The sequence below is a fragment of the Fibrobacter sp. UWB7 genome (genome assembly GCF_900142945.1).
In the GTDB taxonomy this organism is placed as follows: Bacteria; Fibrobacterota; Fibrobacteria; order Fibrobacterales; family Fibrobacteraceae; genus Fibrobacter.
In genome coordinates, this window is the sequence record NZ_FRCO01000001.1 from 67,160 (window position 1) to 85,947 (window position 18,788).

The 18,788-nt window shown below is 48.5% G+C and carries 10 protein-coding genes; 3 read left to right on the forward strand and 7 right to left on the reverse strand.

Annotation, left to right across the window (positions count from 1 at the left end; genetic code table 11):
• The 7 genes from BUC30_RS00305 to BUC30_RS00335 all read right to left on the reverse strand — a co-directional run bounded on the left by BUC30_RS00305 (position 1) and on the right by BUC30_RS00335 (position 16,750).
• Entirely contained in the window at positions 1 to 2,769 is a 2,769-nt protein-coding gene (locus BUC30_RS00305) for a TIGR02171 family lipoprotein (protein WP_073422892.1), read from the reverse strand.
• Entirely contained in the window at positions 2,770 to 5,529 is a 2,760-nt protein-coding gene (locus BUC30_RS00310) for a TIGR02171 family lipoprotein (RefSeq protein ID WP_073422894.1), read from the reverse strand.
• Between the two features lie 3 nt (positions 5,530 to 5,532).
• Positions 5,533 to 8,289, reverse strand: a complete 2,757-nt coding sequence (locus BUC30_RS00315) for a TIGR02171 family lipoprotein (RefSeq protein WP_073422896.1) — start codon at positions 8,287 to 8,289, stop codon at positions 5,533 to 5,535.
• 40 nt (positions 8,290 to 8,329) lie between these two features.
• Entirely contained in the window at positions 8,330 to 11,110 is a 2,781-nt protein-coding gene (locus tag BUC30_RS00320; protein ID WP_083555441.1) for a TIGR02171 family lipoprotein, read from the reverse strand.
• Entirely contained in the window at positions 11,100 to 13,958 is a 2,859-nt protein-coding gene (locus BUC30_RS00325) for a TIGR02171 family lipoprotein (RefSeq protein ID WP_073422897.1), read from the reverse strand. The genes BUC30_RS00320 and BUC30_RS00325 overlap by 11 nt, the downstream gene beginning before the upstream one ends.
• 97 nt (positions 13,959 to 14,055) lie before the next feature.
• The gene (locus BUC30_RS00330; protein ID WP_073422899.1) at positions 14,056 to 14,778 is read right to left on the reverse strand and encodes a transglutaminase family protein; all 723 of its coding nucleotides are present in this window, start codon (positions 14,776 to 14,778) and stop codon (positions 14,056 to 14,058) included.
• A gap of 16 nt (positions 14,779 to 14,794) precedes the next feature.
• On the reverse strand, positions 14,795 to 16,750 hold the full coding sequence (locus BUC30_RS00335; RefSeq protein WP_073422900.1) for an alginate O-acetyltransferase AlgX-related protein: 1,956 nt from the start codon (positions 16,748 to 16,750) through the stop codon (positions 14,795 to 14,797).
• A gap of 165 nt (positions 16,751 to 16,915) precedes the next feature.
• Here BUC30_RS00335 and BUC30_RS00340 point away from each other — a divergent pair, with 165 nt between their 5' ends.
• From BUC30_RS00340 to BUC30_RS00350, 3 genes are read left to right on the forward strand one after another with little or no spacing between them, the layout of a single operon-like run.
• Positions 16,916 to 17,107, forward strand: coding sequence for a TM2 domain-containing protein (locus BUC30_RS00340; protein ID WP_073422902.1), 192 nt, complete (start codon positions 16,916 to 16,918; stop codon positions 17,105 to 17,107).
• Between the two features lie 38 nt (positions 17,108 to 17,145).
• Positions 17,146 to 17,772, forward strand: a complete 627-nt coding sequence (rdgB, locus tag BUC30_RS00345) for an RdgB/HAM1 family non-canonical purine NTP pyrophosphatase (protein ID WP_073422903.1) — start codon at positions 17,146 to 17,148, stop codon at positions 17,770 to 17,772.
• A 2-nt stretch (positions 17,773 to 17,774) separates the two neighbouring features.
• Positions 17,775 to 18,773, forward strand: a complete 999-nt coding sequence (locus BUC30_RS00350) for a tRNA-dihydrouridine synthase family protein (protein WP_073422905.1) — start codon at positions 17,775 to 17,777, stop codon at positions 18,771 to 18,773.
• Positions 18,774 to 18,788: the final 15 nt, after the last annotated feature.

Consider the following 18,788-nt stretch of genomic DNA (forward strand, 5'->3'; position numbering starts at 1 on the left):
CTACTTCAACGTTTTCTTCAGCAAAGAATCAAGACGTGTCGCCATCACTTGTGCGCCCTGAAGCCCAAGATGGTCTTCATTGGCAAAGTCTTCAGGAACAAAGTCATGATAGCCATCATGGTATTCGTCGAGCACCGCAAAATTCGGGTATTTTTCGGTCAATTCCAGCACGGCATCTTCCATAATCTTTGCCGCCTTACGGGTCGGTCCATAACGGCCCCAAGAATTTGTACTCAAGAAATTCGGCGTTTGCGGGTAGACAACACCAACAACATAAACATCATGGTTGCGAGCCAGTTCCAAAATTTCCGTCAACTTCTGCATGTTAAAATCAAAACCGGAACGGTCGATTTCAAACCAGTTGGAATCGTTGGCAACTTCAGGATTAGGAGCACCCCATCCCTTTGCCGGGTCATAATACAAGCCACGATGGTATCCAAACTGTTCGTATTCATCTTCGGTCGGGTTCAGCGCCGCCTGCGAAGCTTCATACATGTCGCCAATCAGCCCGTCTTGCCAGTAACCGTGATTCTTGTCGTATTCATAGCCTGGAATATTGGCAAACCAGACCTTGAAATTTTCGTCCTTGACATACCAGCGGTCATAATCCAGAGTCAACGCCACGACCTTCAATTTAGGCATCAACGGCAAGATGTAATTTTTCACAAAGAACGTCGTACTTTCCATATCCTGCGCGGAATAAGCCATATTGATAGCAAACATGGATTCAATGTATGTCGGATCCATGCCCGCAAACGATCTCGAAGACCCGATAATCACAAGTTCAGCCGTGTCGCGATACTTCCAGAAGTAATCCATCTTGACTTTCATGAGTCGCGTCGCGATGTTCGTGTTCTCGGTCATGTAGACGCAAGCACTGTCCGGATCCAGAGCACTTTTTTCGCCAGAATTCGCAGACGTTTTTACCCACAAGCTCGGGTGCCACAGTTCATCGCCATCGGCAAGTTCTACAATGGAACTATCGGAAATATCCACCAAGACAATCTTGGAATGAGCACCGTTTGCATTCGTGAGTGTTGCCACAGCGAGATTTTCACCGCCCGAAATCCATTCGCTATGGTCAAAAGTATAGCCCTTCGGAGAGGCAATCGAGTTGACTAGCTTTCCGTTGGAATCTGCCATGAACAAACGTTCATGCGCGCTGTAATCCTCCCCTACAAACTTCTTTCCGGTTTTACCAGCAAAGTCGAGGAACAACGTACGTTTGCTACCATCTTTGGCAAGCGAGACATTGCAAGCCTGGTCCCCACCGTACCAAACGGTATCGCGAGCCTTGCCTGTTACCGTCGAACCCGATTTTGCAATGCGGGCGCGCAGCAAGCGTGCACCCGTTACTGCAAGTTTATTGTCTTCGCTAATGCCGCCATGGTAAGCGCCATCGAAAAGCTTTTCAGGCTTGCCAAACTTGCCCTTTGCAAACTTGACCTGCCACGTACTTGCATCCGCAAAAGTAGCATCATCCTTATTGTTACCCGCATCCGTCACATAGACAATCGCCGTATCGCCATTGTCAAGCACGCGCCAACGCGGAATCGAAGCACTTTCAACATCGAGCTTCACAAGATTCGAGCCTTCGGCATTGAGGTCACGCACATAGAGGTCCGACTTTCCAGAAACACCTTCGATGCGTGTGCAGAACGCCACGCGCTTGCCATCCGGAGAAACTTCGGGATGGTAGACTTCGAGCGTGTCTGCAATTTCCGTCACCGAAAGAAGGCCCGTAGAATAATCAATGTAAGCGAGATTACCCGTCACGTCATTGCGGAAAGCAAGCTTTACCTTGTACGTTCCCGTCTTAGAACGCATTTTAGCAGAATTCGCCAGCGGGACAATTCGGCTTGTCGCCGCCTTGCCATCAGCGCCCATCCATGTCGCCCCAGGGATTGCACCAAAAACTACACGGAAGCCCACGTAATTGGCACGAGTCGAAGACGTGACCGTGTAAACATCACCGCGGCTGTACAAGTTGATGGATTCCGCAGAATTGCGGTAGCTCCCGCCTTTGACAACGCGCTCCGCCAATGAGCCACCATCAGGTGCCCCGACAAAGTTCGTCAAAGTCGTATCGCGCAAATTTCCAAGCCAGTCATTTGCCCATTCCATGGCATTGCCGACCATATCGCAGACACTTGCACTCGAATCGCCCTTGCTACAAACCTTGTGGAGCTTGTAATCCGAATTGTCGGCAGTCCAGCTTTCGGACGCCTTCCAATACTTCTGGGCGACAAAAATCCATTCCGCTTCAGTCGGCAAACGGTACGCTTCTTTTTCGGGATGGAAAGCAAAGCCTTCCAAATTCGTGCAATGTTTGTCTTTATCAAACGAAGCCTTGCTATATGTGTAAGCGGTATCGAACTTTTCTGATTTGCTGCGTTCATTTGCAAAAAGCACGGCATCGTAATACGTGAGGTCCGTTGCCGGGAAATCCTTATCGTCGCAATCGAGCTTGAGCCCCGTTGCCGGTTTCATCAAATCATTAAATTCACTACAAGTGACTTCGTACTTGCCGATCGAGAACTTGTAATTCAAAGCTACGCTCATTTGCGGGCGTTCATTTGCCTTAGCAGAGACTTCATTTGTCCCAAGCTGTACCACAGCGTTTTCTGCAGAAATGCGCATCATTCCCGGAAGCGCGGCGGCAGGATCATCCTTAGACTGGTTCGACGAAACACTATCGGAATCAGAGCAAGATGTCATCTGAGACAATATAAAGAACAAAGTTAAACCGTATCGTAAGTACGTCATCATTTACCTCATCGTTTTTAATAAAGAATCCAGTCGAGCGGTCATCACAAGGCTGCCATCAGAACACAAGTGGTCTTCATCGAAGAAGAGCTCGCTTTCAAAATCATGATTGCCATCGTGGTACTCATCAAGCACCGTGAAATTCGGATATTTTTCGACAAGTTCCTGGACGGCAGCCTGCATGACTTTTGCAGCCTCGCGCGTCGGTCCGTAGCGCCCCCAGGCATTAGTCTTGAGATAGTTCGGCGACTGCGGGAAAACAACGCCCACAACGCGAACACCAAAATTGCGAGAAAGTTCAAGGATTTCGGTCAAATGACCCAGATTAAAATCATATCCCGACTTATCCTTATCAAACCAGTACGGGTCATAGACAACATCAGGCACGTCTTTGCCCCAGCCTTCTGACGGAGACTTCATCACGCCACGGTGGTACCCAAAAGCTTCATATTCATAATCATTAACGCCCATCGCATGTTGTGAAGCCTCATACATGTCGCCAATCAAGCCATCTTGCCAGTAACCATGATTCTTGTCATACTCATAGCCAGGAATATTGGCAAACCATTCATTCCAGTTTTCATCCTTGACATACCAACGGTCATAATCTAAAGCCAAGACAATAAATTTCAATTTGGGCATCAGCGGCAGAATGTAATTCTTGATATAAAATAGCGTGCTACCCATGTCCTGTGCGGAATAAGACATATTAATCGCAAACATGGACTTGATCATTTCAGGGTCAATTCCCGCAAAAGTTCTCGAAGAACCGATGACCACCAGTTCCGTCGTATCGCGGTACTGCCAGAAATAATCCATCTTGACTTTCATAATTCGCGGGGCGACACCCGTCGTTTCCGTGATGTAAGCGCAGGCACTGTCCAAATCCAAAGCGTTTTCGCCATTGAAAGATGCTTGCGTTTTTACCCAAAGGCTCGGGTGCCAAAGTTCATCGCCTTCGGCAAGTTCTACAATCGAGCTATCGGACAAGTTCACAAGGACAATTTTCGGATGCGCACCGTTTACATTCGTGAGCGTCGCCACAGCAAGGTTTTCACCGCCAAAAATCCATTCGCTATGGTCAAAGGTATAGCCCTTCGGAGCGGCAATAGACTCCACGAGTTTTCCGTTGGAATCCGCCATGAACAAGCGTTCATGAGTGCTGTAATCCTCGCCTACAAACTTTTTCCCTGTTTTCCCCGCAAAGTCGAGGAACAAAGTGCGTTTGCTCCCGTCCTTCGAAAGCGATACATTGCAAGCCTGTTCCCCACCGTACCAAACCGTATCGCGCGCCTTATCCTTAACCGTCGAACCAGTTTTTGCAATGCGGGCACGCAACAAACGAGCACCCGTTACCGCAAGCGTGTTATTATCACTAATGCCACCATGGTAAGCACCATCGAAAAGCTTTTCAGGCTTACCAAACTTGCCATTTGCAAACTTCACTTGCCACGTGCTCGTTGATGCAAAAGCAGCGTCATCCTTATTGTTGCCCGCATCCGTCACATACACGATTACCGTATCGCCATTGTCGAGCACACGCCAACGCGGAATAGCCGCACTTTCCACATCGAGCTTTACAAGGTTCGAGCCATCACTATCAAGCGTGCGCACATAAAGGCTAGACGCCCCCGAAACACCTTCGATCTGAGTGCAGAACGCCACAAGCTTTCCGTCGGGCGAGATTTCAGGATGGTAAATTTCAATGGAATCTGCGATTTCTGTTACCGATAAAATTCCACTGGAATAGTCGATATAAGCGAGGTTCCCTGTCACGTCATTTCGGAACGCGAGTTTTGCCTTGTACGTTCCCGTCAAAGAACGGATTTTCGCAGAATTTGTGAGCGAGACAATCCGGCTTGTCGCCGCCTTGCCATCTGTCCCCATCCACGTTGCTCCAGGAATCGCCCCAAATGCAAGGCGGAATCCGACGTAATCCGCACGAGTCGATGATGCAACCGTATAGACATCGCCACGGCTGTACAAATTAATGGACTCCGCAGAATTGCGGTAACTGCCGCCCTTGACCACGCGCTCTCCCAATGAACCGCCATCGGGTGCGCCTACAAAGTTCGTCAAAGTCGTATCGCGGAAAGCGCCAAGCCAATCATTGACCCATTCCATCGCATTGCCCATGACATCGCAGACGCGAGCGCTAGAATCGGTCTTGCTACAGACCTTATGGAGTTTGTAATCCGAATTGTCCGCCGTCCATGATTCTGACAAGTTCCAATACGTCTGAGCGACGAGCACCCATTCCGCTTCGGTCGGCAAGCGGTAGGCTTTTACATCTGGGTGGAACGCAAAACCTTCCAGGTTCGTGCAATGATGATCCTTATCAAAAGACGCATTGCCGTAAGTGTACGCCGTATCAAATTTTTCTGCCTTGCTGCGTTCATTGGCAAAAAGCACGGCATCGTAATACGTGAGGTCGGTTGCCGGCAAATCCTTGCTATCGCAATCGAGCTTAAGTCCTGTTGCCGGTTTCATCAAGTCGTTGAACTCGCCACAGGTCACTTCCTGCTTGCCCATCGAGAACTCGTAATCCAGCACGACATTCATCTGCGGGCGTTCCTTGGACTTTGCCGTAGCCTCATTCGTCCCAAGCGAAACAGCGCGGTTTGATGCAGGGACGCGAATCATCCCCGCCAAAGATTCATCCGAAGTAAATTCATTTGCTCCACCGGATACACTTTCAGAATGATCGCATCCCAGGAATGCCATCATCAAGAAAAGGTGTGCTATAGCAAACAAATTCTTCATAAGCTACTTCAAAGTTTTCAAAAGTGAATCCAGACGGGAGGTCAACTGTTTTGCGCCCAAATAGCACAAATGGTCCTTATTCGTCGCCATTTCATCGGTATAATCGTGGTCGCCCATTTTATTTTCATCCATGAAAACGAAATGAGGGTATTCCTTTTCTAATTCCTGGATTTCTTTCAGCAATTTCGGTGCTTCGCTCCGGCGAATGCCATAACGCCCAAACGAACCCGTTTTTTTGAAATTCGGGTTCTGCGGGAACACAACGCCCACGACATAGACTCCATAATTTTCGGCATTCTGCAAGATATTTTTCAGATGATTAAAGCTAGAATAGAAATTGGCAGACGCATAATCCATCCAAGTGCTATCGTTATCTGCCGTAGGAGTTCCGCCCCATGTTCCGGATTCCCCATAGCTGAAACCGCGCGATTCCATAAGGACGTCATAGTACTCGTAAATACCCATGGATTCGCTCGTCAAGCTCGCCAACTGATTCGGGACACCATCTTTCCAGAAATCATGGTTCCGGTCATAGACATAACCCGGATAACTTTCATATTCCTTATTAAAGAAGTTGTACGTTTCCGTTTCACCGTGGTACCACAAATCAATATCCAGCGATATAATAACGTACTTCAATTTTTTCACATGCGGGAATGCGTAATTAGTCAAGAGGTAATCCGAAACAGCCACCATGTTCGGGACATTGGCAAGATTAATTGCAAAGAACTTGTCACTAAACACGGAGGGTGCTATGCCATCGAGCGGGCGTGAAGAACCCACAATGACCACATTCGCCGTATCCATGTACTTCCACAGGAGTTCCATCTTGTAACGGAGAATGATAGCCGCTTCGCCACCCTGTTCTGTAAAATAGACACCGGCACTATCCGCATCGAGTTTGACATCAGAATCAGCGCCATCGGTTTTCTTGACCCACAAGCTCGGGTGCCAAAGTTCATCACTTTCGACAAGTTCCACAATCGAGCTATCAGCGACATTCACAAGGACAATCTTGGAATGAGCACCATTGGAATTTGTAAGCGTTGCCACAACAAGGTCTTCGCCACCCGTTGCCCATTCGCTATGGTCAAAGGTATAGCCTTTAGGGGCAGCAATCGAATTCACAAGCTTTCCGTTGGAATCTGCCATGAGCAAACGTTCGTGCGTGACATAATCCTTCCCCACAAACTTTTTCCCTGTTTTACCGGCAAAGTCGAGGAATATCGTGCGTTTGCTACCGTCTTTGGCAAGCGAGGCATTGCAAGCCTGTTCTTCGCCATACCAAACCGTATCGCGAGCCTTATCCTTAACCGTCGAGCCCGACTTTGCAATGCGGGCGCGCAGCAAGCGAGCCCCCGTCACCGCAAGCGTGTTGTCTTCGCTGATGCCACCATGATAAGCGCCGTCGAAAAGCTTTTCGGGCTTGCCGAACTTGCCCTTTGCAAATTTCACCTGCCAAGTGCTCGTTGATGCAAAAGCGGCATCATCCTTATTGTTGCCCGCATCCGTCACATAGACAATCGCCGTATCGCCATTGTCAAGCACGCGCCAACGCGGAATGGCAGCACTTTCGACATCGAGCTTTACAAGATTCGAGCCATTCACATTGAGGTCGCGCACGTACAAGCTAGACTTCCCAGAAACGCCCTCGATACGCGTGCAGAACGCCACACGTTTTCCGTCAGGAGAAATTTCAGGATGGTAAACTTCAATCGAATCGCTAATTTCATTAACGGTCAAGATTCCACTAGCGTAATCAATAAAGGCGAGATTTCCCGTCACGTCATTGCGGAATGCAAGCTTTGTCTTGTACGTTCCCGTTTCAGAACGGATCTTTGCGGAATTTGCAAGCGGAATAACACGGCTCGACGCCGCCTTGCCATCTGAGCCCATCCACGTAGCTCCCGGGATTGCACCAAAAGCAAGACGGAAACCCACATAGTCCGCACGAGTCGAAGATGTCACCGTGTAGATATCACCACGGCTATAAAGATTTATCGATTCCGGAGAACTGCGATAGCTGCCGCCCTTGACCACGCGCTCGCCCATCGCACCGCCATCAGGAGCGCCCACGAAATTCGTCAAAGTCGTATCGCGGAAACCACCCAGCCAGTCATTGACCCATTCCATGGCATTGCCAACGACATCGCAAACTAGATTATCAGACTTTACTTTACTGCAAACCTTATGGAGTTTGTAATCCGAATTATCGGCAGTCCAGCCATCCGATACATTCCAGTAAGCCATTGCCGCAAGCACCCATTCCGCTTCTGTCGGCAAGCGGTAACCATCTACATCTGGATGGAACGCAAAACCCTCCATGTTCGTGCAATGCTTATCGTTGTCAAAATAAGCCTTGCTATAGGTATAAGCGGTATCAAATTTTTCTGCCTTGCTGCGTTCATTGGCAAAAAGCACGGCATCGTAATACGTGAGGTCAGTCGCCGGCAAGTCCTTGCTATCGCAATCGAACTTGAGCCCCGTCGCCGGTTTCATCAAGTCATTGAACTCGCCACAGGTCACTTCGTGCTTGCCAAGCGAGAATCCGTAATCCAACACAACACGCATCTGCGGGCGTTCATTGGACTTTGCTGTAGCATCATCGGTCCCCAGAGTCACAACGGCATTCGATACAAAAAAGCGCATCATTCCCGAAAGAGAATCTTCAACGACTTCCATTGAGCCTGCAGCCGACCCGCCATCCGATTCAGAACAGGCGTTCAGCAACACAAGCAGAATAGCAAGCAAAAACTTCATAAGGACAACCTATTTTTTAATTAATCTACAAAAAATGCAATCATCGAGCCAACGTCGAAAGCAGTGAATCCAACCGATGCGTAAATTGCTTTGCCCCGGCAGTACCTAAGTGGTCAATATTATACGCCATCGCATCCGTGTAATCGTGATCGCCAAATTTATTTTCATCGAAATACACAATGTCGAGCTTTTGCACCGAATCTAGGATATCCTTAGCGATACTCCTACGCGGTCCATACACTCCAAACGAGCCCGTATTCTTATACGCCGGATTTTGCGGATAAACAGGCACAACTACTTTAATGCCCTTTGCCTGAGCCGTTTCAATAATCCAATGGAATACCGCAAAGTTTTCCTTATAAAAAGGATCATTCGTCTTAAATAAAGTCGTATCATTTTGAATGAAAGGATCCCCCCATTGCACACTCGGCAGCAAGAAATCTTCAAGATTGTAAGGATGCATCAAAGCCGTTTCAGGGCGCGGCGTCACTTTTACGGCATCGACGAAATGCTCCGGCAAGCCATCGACCCAGAAATTGTGATTTTCATCGTACTTAAATCCAGGGACTTTATCATAAATTGCATTTTGCCAAGTTCCATAGCCATCATACCACAAAAAGTCTGGAGACATTTCAAGCACAATGACTTTTAGATTTTTCAGGTGGTTCAGCACGTAATTTTTGAACAAGTACTTAATGCCCGTCATCTGCCCTGCAGAATACGCCATGTTCAAAAGATTGTACGATGTGATTTCCTTATCATGCAACGCAAACATCGTTCTCGAAGAGCCCAATGCCACAGCCGTAATGCTATCGCAATTTTCCCAAAAACGTTCCATTTTCACGCGCAATTCAAGGGCACTGTAGAAAGCACTCGAGAGGTAGTAAACGCCCGCGCTATCCGTATCAAGTTCTTCGCTATCGTAAAGGTTTCTGGAATGCCACAGACACGGGTGCCAAAGTTCATCGCCACTGGCAATGATTTTCACGGAACTATCGGCAAAGTTGACCAAGGCTATTTTTTCGTGGGCGCCGTTCACATTGACCAATGTCGCCACCGCCATATTCGAGCCGCCAAGTACCCATTCCGTATGGTCAAACGTATAACCCTTAGGAGCTTCAACACTTTGAATCAGCCTGCCCTTAGAATCCATGACCAGGAGACGTTCATGCGTGCGATAATTCTGTCCGACAAAATCACGCCCCGTCTTGCCGCCAAAATCAAGGAACAGCGTTCTATTGCTACCATCATTGGCAAGAGAAACGTTGCAAGCCTGTTCGCCATTATACCAAACCGAGTCAATTCCATGGAACACCATTTTGCTGCTCGTCGCCATCTTAGCACGTAAAAGTCTAGCCCCGGTCACCGCCAGTTGCTTATCGAGGCTGACGCCGCCATGGAATGCGCCATCGAGAATTTGTTTCGGAGTTCCAAATTTTCCATTGTTAAACGGCACCTGCCAAGTGCTCGTCGCAGCAAACGCATCGTTATCCTTATTGTTGCCAGCACTCGTCACATACACAATCGACGTATCGCCATTTTCCAAAAGTCTCCAACGCGGAATAGCCGCATTCTCGACATCGAGCTTGACAAGCCCAGAACCTGTAGCATCCAGATTGCGCACGTAGACACTCGACGGCCCCGCAACGCCTTCAACACCCGTACAGAAAACCACCCGTTTGCCATCGGGAGAAATGTCTGGATGGTAGGCATGCAAAGTATCCTTGATTTCAATAACGGAGTTCACGCCATTTCCAAAATCGACAAAGGACAAATTGCCCGTCACATCATTGCGGAACACCATTTTAGATTCGAAAGTTCCCGTCAAATGTTTCATCTGGAATGTCGCCATGGAAACTTTTACCACCGATTCCTTGACCGTTCCGGTTTCATCGAGCCAAGACGCTTTAGGAATTGCACCCAAAGCCAAACGGAAACCGAGGTACACGCCCTTTGTCGACGAGGTCACCGTGTAAATATCCCCGCGACTATACGTATTCATTTGCGAGAGTTCCGTTCGGTAGCTCCCGCCTTTGACAACGCGTTCACCAAGGCTACCGCCATCAGCTCCGCCCACAAAATTTATTAAAGGATCCTTCTTGAAATACGTGAGCCAGTCATTGACCCATTCCAGCACATTCCCTGCCATGTCGTACACACCGACATCATTTGCAAGCGTCGATGCCACATCATGGAATTCGTAGCCCGAATTTTCGCTATTCCAGCTGACTTCGGGATTCCAGCCCTGGTTCGCCACAAAGACCCATTCCGCTTCCGTCGGCAGACGATAGCCAAAAACATTTTCATGGAAGACAAGTCCGGACAAATTCTCACAGCTACCCGCGGCATCAAAAGACGCATCCGTGTACGTATAGACAGTATCGAGATTTTGAGACTTGCTTAAAGCATTTGCATAAAGAACCGCATCATAATAAGTCACATTGGTAACAGGGCTTTCATCATCGCACTCGCCTTCGCATTCTGCCCCCGCATTGGGGCGCAAGGCATTGTACTCGCTACGAGTCACTTCGTGTTCGCCAATGAAAAAATCGTACGAAAAAGCAACTTCCATTTGTGGCGTTTCACTATTGCGCACGCCGGGTTTATCTGTTCCAAGGAACGTCGACTTGCCAAGAGATGCAATCTTGACAAAGCCTTCCATTTTGCTTGCAGATGAAAGTGAAGATGATGAAGACAACGGCAACTGACCTGCTGGTTCAATGACAGGACAAGGTGGATTCTCTTCGGTGCAAGACGCCAAAAGAACGAGAATAGGTACTAATGAAAGCCATCCCAACCCAAACAGAGACTTACATTTCATTTTCCTCCTCCCAAGACAATAGCAATTTGTTCAAGCGCGAAGTCAGGAGCGTCGCCCCCGCATAGCACAAGTGGTCTTCGTCAATAGCCATTGCATCTATGTAATCGTGCTCACCCATTTTGTTTTCATCCATCAACACAAAATTCGGATATTTTTTCTTTAAGCCATCGAGTTCCGCAATCAACTTTTTAGCAGAGGTTCGGCGCAAGCCATAACGACCAAACGAACCTGATTTTGCATAAGCGGGGCTCTGCGGGAAAATAACGCCGACCACTCGGATATTACGCTTCGCCGATTCTTCAATGATCGTGAGGAGTGCATCCATGCTATCATCAATCAAATTCCAATGTTCATCGACATAGTTGCTGTCCTGTTCGATTTCAGGCTCATCTTTCCACGAATTGCAGCTGGCATTTAAGTAGCGACCACGATCTTTCATGTAATGGGTTTCATCCGACGAACCCACGGAACTTTCCGTATATTCCAGCAAACCCTCTGGGTATCCATCCTTCCAATAATCATGATTGGCGTCATACACGTATCCCGGATAATTTCCAAACGTCGTGTAGAACATGTTATCGCCATCCGGACCATCAATCTTGTGCCAGAAATCAATATCGAGCGACACGACGATATACTTGAGTTTTTTCATGTGATTGAACACGTAATGGTTCAAGTAATCTCGGGTCATGTAAATGGAATTTGGAGTTTGTCCAAAATTCACGGCAAAGAACTTTTTATCGAACTGTGCCGGGCTCACCCCGAACATCGGTCTTGAAGAACCGAATACAGCGACGTTTGCAGAATCGCGATACCTCCAAAGGAGTTCCATCTTAAAGCGCATGATGACGGATTCCCACTTGTCCGACGGATACAGATAAGCGCCCGCACTATCAGGATCAAGTTCCGATGATTCAGGAACATAAATTTTCTGCTGCCAAATGCTCGGGTGCCAGAGTTCATCGCCTTCCACCAAGTTCACGATGGAACCATCAGCCACATTGACAAGTACAATTTTGGTATGGGCACCATTTGCATTTGCAAGGGTCGCCACGATATAACCGTCATCCGCATGAGCGCCCTTATAATTCAAAGCCCATTCCGCATGGTCGAAGCTATACCCCTCAGGTGATGCAATAGCCTTGATTAAGCGCCCCGTACTATCGGTAATCAGCAAGCGTTCGTGCGTGCCATAGCTTTTACCGACAAATTCCTTCCCCGTCTTGCCTCCAAAATCGAGGAAGGAGACGCGCTTGGAGCCATCATTAGCAAGGGATACATTGCAAGCCTGTTCGCCATTATACCAAACCGTATCACGTCCATTAGCAAGAGAACCACCCTTTGCAATACGAGCACGCAATAAGCGGGCACCCGTCACAGCAAGCGAATAATCCTCCGAAATTCCGCCATGATAAGCACCATCAAAAAGCTTTTTCGGTGTACCAAAGCGTCCCTTGGCATAAGTCACCTGCCATGTACTCTTCGCCTTAAACGCAGACTCGTCCTTATTGTTCCCGGCATCAGACACATAGACAATCGCTGTATCGCCATTTTCCAAAATGCGCCAACGAGGGATGGCGGCATTCCCGCTTACCTTGAGTTTTAGCGGTTGAGTCCTCGAGCCCGTAATCGGACGGATATAGACCTCGGACTTCCCGGAAGTTCCTTCCGTGCCAGTGCTAAACGCCACAAAACGACCATCGGGAGAAATATCCGGATGATAGGAATCAATCGTATCTGCAAGTTCTGTCACGGACAAAGTTCCATTGACATAATCGATATACGCTATATTGCCAGTGATATCGTTTCGGAAAGCCAACTTTGCGCGGTACGTTCCCAGATTATTCTTGACCGTAGTCGCCCCCGCCATCGGGATGATTCGACTGTCTCGGGCATGACCATCACGCCCCATCCAAACTGCATTCGGAATTTTTCCAAAAGCCAGACGGAAACCGAGATAGTCCGACTTTGTCGCCGAAGTGACAATGTAGACATCGCCTCGACCGTAAAGCTTAATCGCCGAAGGATCATTGCGATAACTGCCGCCCTTGATGACGCGCTCCCCAACGACACTTCCATCAGGAGCACCGACGTAATTGGTAATCGTCGTATCCTTAAAATAGCCAAGCCAATCCGAGACCCATTCCTTGACGTTACCCGCCATATCGCAGAAATCGCCGTGCATGCGAGCGTACGAACAAACTTTTTTCGGTTCAAAATCAGAATTTGCGGCATTCCATTCCACGGATGGATTCCAATGGCGTTCAGCCACCATAATCCATTCCGCTTCCGTCGGCATTCGATACCCTTCGACTTCAGGATTAAACGAAAGCCCTTCCATGGCAATGCAATTGCCTACAGCATCAAAAGTCGTCGACGTGTAAGTATAAACGGTATCATAGCCTTCACGCTTGCTCCGCTCATTTGCATAAAGCATCACATCGTAATAAGTCACCATCGTTACAGGCAACATGTCCGAATCTTCATTTTTGCAGCGGGCATCAAAAGTTGTACCCATGACACTCTTGAATTCCGCACAAGTGACTTCGTGCATGCCCATGGAAAAATCGTAATTCAAAGCGACACGCAATTGCGGGCGTTCATTCGCCTTTGCCAACGTGGAATACGTCCCCAGATAAGACAAGGCGCCGCCACTCGAATTTTTAATCTTCGATGCTCTTACAGTAATCAAGCCGTCATGAACGTTATCCGTTTCAACAGGGGCGTTCAGCCAGACATGTTCCCCTAAAAATGTATCGCAACCTAAAAGAATAAAAAGAACAAAAATACAGGGTACTAAAAAAAGCACCTTCATCAAAAAAGAGGAGTTATTAAAACGTGTCGACATTTCCCCTCTAAAATAGAAATTTACGCCTAACAAAACCAAATACAAGTTAGCTCAAAAACCCGATAAAACAGGCGTAAAGAGCCTTAAAATAACGAAATTACAAGGAATCCGGTAAACGGCTTTTAGCAATCGACTGATTTACGGTAATTCCCGGATATTCCGGAAAAAAATCTTCAGCCATGCGGTACCACGTGAGCGCTCGCGGGACATCGTTTTCAAGGTACAAATTGCCGATATCAAATGCGGCAAGCCCTACGAACTGCCGCGTTTTAAGCGGTTTAAATTCAAGACCGGTCCAACGCCCATCTTTGTATTTTTCGCGATATTCATCATCGGTATAGGTAAAGCCGCGACGGTTCGGTTCCAAATTCACAAAACTGTCCGAGGAGCCGTAACGCAAAAAGACATGCCCCGGAAGGAGAATAGCGTCGAGAGGCAAACCACGCGACTGCGCCACCATGAGCGCAAGCCACGAAAGTCCCATGCAACCTGATCTTTTGTTTGCAAGAACGCGAAGCGGGAGCACGGATTCTTTTGCAATAGCCGCCTCGCCCGCCCCGGCAAATTCGATATTCCAAAATTGCCAAAGCAGGTTTTTCAGGGATTGCAAAGTGTCGTGAGTCGCCGCAACACTACTATCAAAGTAAGCAAGTCCCGCATGCCAATCGTGAATAGAATCAAGGCAACCCGGCGCACGTTCTTCAAAAACGCACGCCATTTCGCGATAGCTCATGGATTCGTTTTTCCCGTTCCAAAGCAGAAACGGGAGTGCTATCACGAGCGTCGCGAAGAACAAAGGCCAAAAAATTCGCGCAAGCATAAATGCGCCAAAGACGCTACAGGCCGTCCCATTCCATCGGACTTTGCCAGTAGTCACGAGCAGTCATCATGTAAATCACGAGACGCTTGCTCAGCATGTCCTTTTTCATCTTCTTGAGGCGAGCGCGAACGCCTGGGCCACCGCCCCAACTTGTAAGCACCTGAACGTCGAGTCCCGTCGCATAAGCAAGCAAGGAACCCGGGCCTCCGCTCTTTTGGTCCACGGATTCGAACACTCCCGTGAAAGAATCTCCCATCAAGAGGATCGGAGCATTTTTGCCACCCTTGTAAGCCTTGTCGCCCTTGTAGATCTTCATGCCTGCAAGAGTATCGGCGGCATACTTGGACTTTTCCTTATCCGGCAAATGAGCGACCAAGTCCCCTTCGCGCAGCACTACCGTATCCTTCATCACGAGGCTACCCGGCTGCGGATTGGCATCGGCATACCAGCTGTACTGCGTCACGCGAGAAGCAAGCTGTTCCATTGCGGCAAGCATGCCCGGCAATGCCCAGTGCGTATCGTAGCGCTGGTAGCTGTAATGCGGAGCGTCATCGCCACTGCGGGCCGCCATCAGAGACGGATAAAGGTCAAGCACGTCAATCCCGGCAGCGAGCATTTCGCGGATAAATTCACGACCGTTTACGTTTACGCACAAGTCCGCAGGCGTACCCTTTACAAGCTTGTCTGCATAAATTTCTTCTTTCACAGGCACCGGAACCACAAGGAGCTGAATATTCATGGAATCCAAGTACTGCTTGAGTTCAATCATTCTCGGGAGCGGATTGTGGAGGCTATCCTGACCGCTAATTTTATCTGCAACGAGGTAGTTTGCATTACGGCGGAACCAGAGCATTCCGTTATCCGCCCAGGCATTCTGTTCCTTCGGGAGTTTCGCCAGTTTCTTCTTGAGCGCATCGCGGAACTTCTTTGTCGCAGGCGTTGCAGGGCAGCTATTTTCCATAGCGGCAAGCGTTTCCAAGCGAGCGTAGGAACTCGTATCGAGCGTGCGGTTCACCGGCACCACTTCACCGGCAGCCGCCAAAGAATCGGCCACAGCGGCAGCACGCAACTGTTCATCCGTCAAGCGGAACGCCGGGACTTCAAAAGCAACCCACATGGGCTTACCCATCGGATTACCACGCATCACAGCAAACGGGCGGTTCGCACTCGAGTTTTCCCAAATAGCGCCTGGCGTATGCTGTTCCAAGTCCGTATTCAAAGTCGGGTACCAGTAAGACGAAAGCGTACGAGCCCAGTTCATCGCCTCTTCACTGTTCATCTCGGCAGTCATGTAGTAATTCAAGACTTCCGCAGATTCGCCACCCGAAACAACCTTGAGCTTACCGTAGAACGGAGCACGTCCCGTCCACGCAGCAGGCATCACTTCTGCCCACCATTCAATCTTCCCTTGATTTTCACCCGTTCCAGGCACACCCCACAAACGGCTTACCGTCTGGAAAGCGCGGAACACATCGGGTTCATCCCACTTGACCGCTTCAATCTCATTCAATGTCTTCGAAAGCGTTTCATCGCCAGTCTGCGCATAGAGAATCTTCGCAAACGGTTCCCACGCAATCGGCGCTACCCCCGCAACAGCATCCGGTTCATCTTCCGAAAGGGAATCGAGCATCGGGAACGGGAATTCCGCAAGTTTTGCATTTGCCATCTTGCCCGTGTAATTTTCAGGCTTTTCGTCCATACCCGCTAAGCGGATCGGATTCGAAAAATATGCCGCAAAATCAAGAGCGGCAAGCGTCGGCTTTTCGACAACGCGGACTTGTTTATCCCTGTCGAGCACGCGCATTTCAAAAACGGCGACCGGAGCGGCATAAACCGGAGTATGAGCTACCGGAGCTACAGATTCTGTAGCCTGCACGGAGGGATTGACAGACGGAGCCGCACAAGATGCAGCGAGGAACATGCCCGCAGAAAGCCCTGCGAAACCCAATAAGGAAAGAGATAATTTTTTCATTTTCACAAAAGGAATAATAATAAATGTTGAGTTATTGGTTGTTGGTTATTAGTCATTAGTTACTAGATATTGGTCATTAGTTTTTTTACTAATGACTATGGACTATTGACTAGCGACTATTCCTCACATTTTCTAAATTGTACTCGTAAAAAACAAGGAGTCTTTATGCCTTCTACTGGTGAACACAACAAATGGATTGCTCTTGCCCTCTGTATTCTGCTCGGATACTTGGGTCTGCACCGTTTTTACGAAGGAAAAATCTGGACAGGAATCTTGTGGCTTTGTACCGCAGGTCTCTTTGGCGTAGGCGTTGTCGTTGACGCCATCTTGATCGTCATGAAACCGGAACATTACTAATTAGTTATTAGTCAATAGTCAGTAGTTATTAGATTAATATGAAACGTTTATTTGTTATCGCGACCGGTAGTGCCGGAAAAATTAGAGACTTCGCTCATATTTTGGGCACCGACCACTACGAATTCAAGACTTTGAAAGACATCGGTTTTGACGAAGATATCATCGAAGATGGGAATTCCTTTGCCGAAAATGCCATCATCAAGTCAAACACAACAGCTCAATGGCTCGCCAAGCGCAACATCGAAGCGACCGTTCTCGCCGATGACTCTGGTCTTGAAGTTTTCGCTTTGAACGGCGAACCGGGCATTTACAGCGCCCGCTACTGCGGTAAGCACGGCGATGACGAAGCCAACAACGTCAAGTTGATGCAAAAGCTCGAAGGTATCGAAGACCGTAAAGCACGTTATTTCTGTGCGCTCTCGTACCAGACCGTGACCAAGAACGAACAAGGTGAATTTGTCATCAGCAAACCGATTATTTTCGAAGGCGAATGCCGTGGCGAAATCAACCACGCTCCTGTCGGCGACATGGGCTTCGGTTACGATCCGCTTTTTGTCCCAGATGGCGAAACAAGAACGTTTGCGCAGATGGAACTTGAAGAGAAAAAGGTCATCAGCCATCGCGGAAACGCCATCAGAGCTTTGAAGAAAGCGCTCGGGAAATAAAATTGAGAATTCTATTCGCACCGCTACAAGGTTACACGACGGGCATTTATCGAAAAGCCCACGCTGAAATCTTTGGCGGTGTTGATGCTTATTACGCACCTTTCTTGCGAATTGAAAACGGAAAACCGCGCGAAAAGGATTTGCGGGATTTAAATGCGCTTGAAGGGAATGCGCGCGAGATTCCGCAAATTATCGCGAACAGCGTCGATGAATTTAAAATCCTCGCAGACGCGCTAATCGCTAAAGGCTACACGGAAATCGACTTCAACATGGGTTGCCCCTTCCCAATGCAAGTCAACCGCCATCGCGGCGCCGGGCTTTTAAGCGACGAACAAGCCGTTCAAGAAATAATGGACGTGATTAGAACTGCGCCGGCAATTGTAAAAGGGACTGCGCCGGTAAAATTTTCCGTCAAGATGCGCCTTGGGCAAGACTCCCCCGACGAGGCTTTTGCGCTCCTCCCAATTCTAAACGAAACACCGCTCTCGCAAATCACGCTCCACCCCAGACTCGGCAAGCAACAGTACAAAGGCGCAATAGACTTCAAGTCGTTCGAAAAATTTTATGCAGAATGTCGCCACCCGCTTGTTTACAATGGCGACATCACAACCGTCTCGCAAATCTGTGAAATGGAACGACGCTACCCGAAGCTCGCAGGCGTGATGATCGGCCGCGGAATGCTCGCCCATCCAAGTCTAGCTGCGGAATACAAAGCATTGTGCAGAAAGGACGAAACAGGATCCGCACAATCGAGCTGCCGCGATATAAACTGCGCCGCTCCACAAGATTTCCTCGGCAAAATTCTCCAGATGCACCAGATCATATTTGACCATGCTTGCCAAACATACCAAGGCGACAGCCAGATTCTCTCGCACGTACAAAGTTTCTGGGAATATCTCGAACCAAGCATTCCCAAAAAGATTTTCAAAAAAATCAAGAAAGCAGGCAAACTCAACGAATACCAAGCAGCTATCATCGAGATAACATCGCATCTTCCTTGAAAACGTCATCCTGGA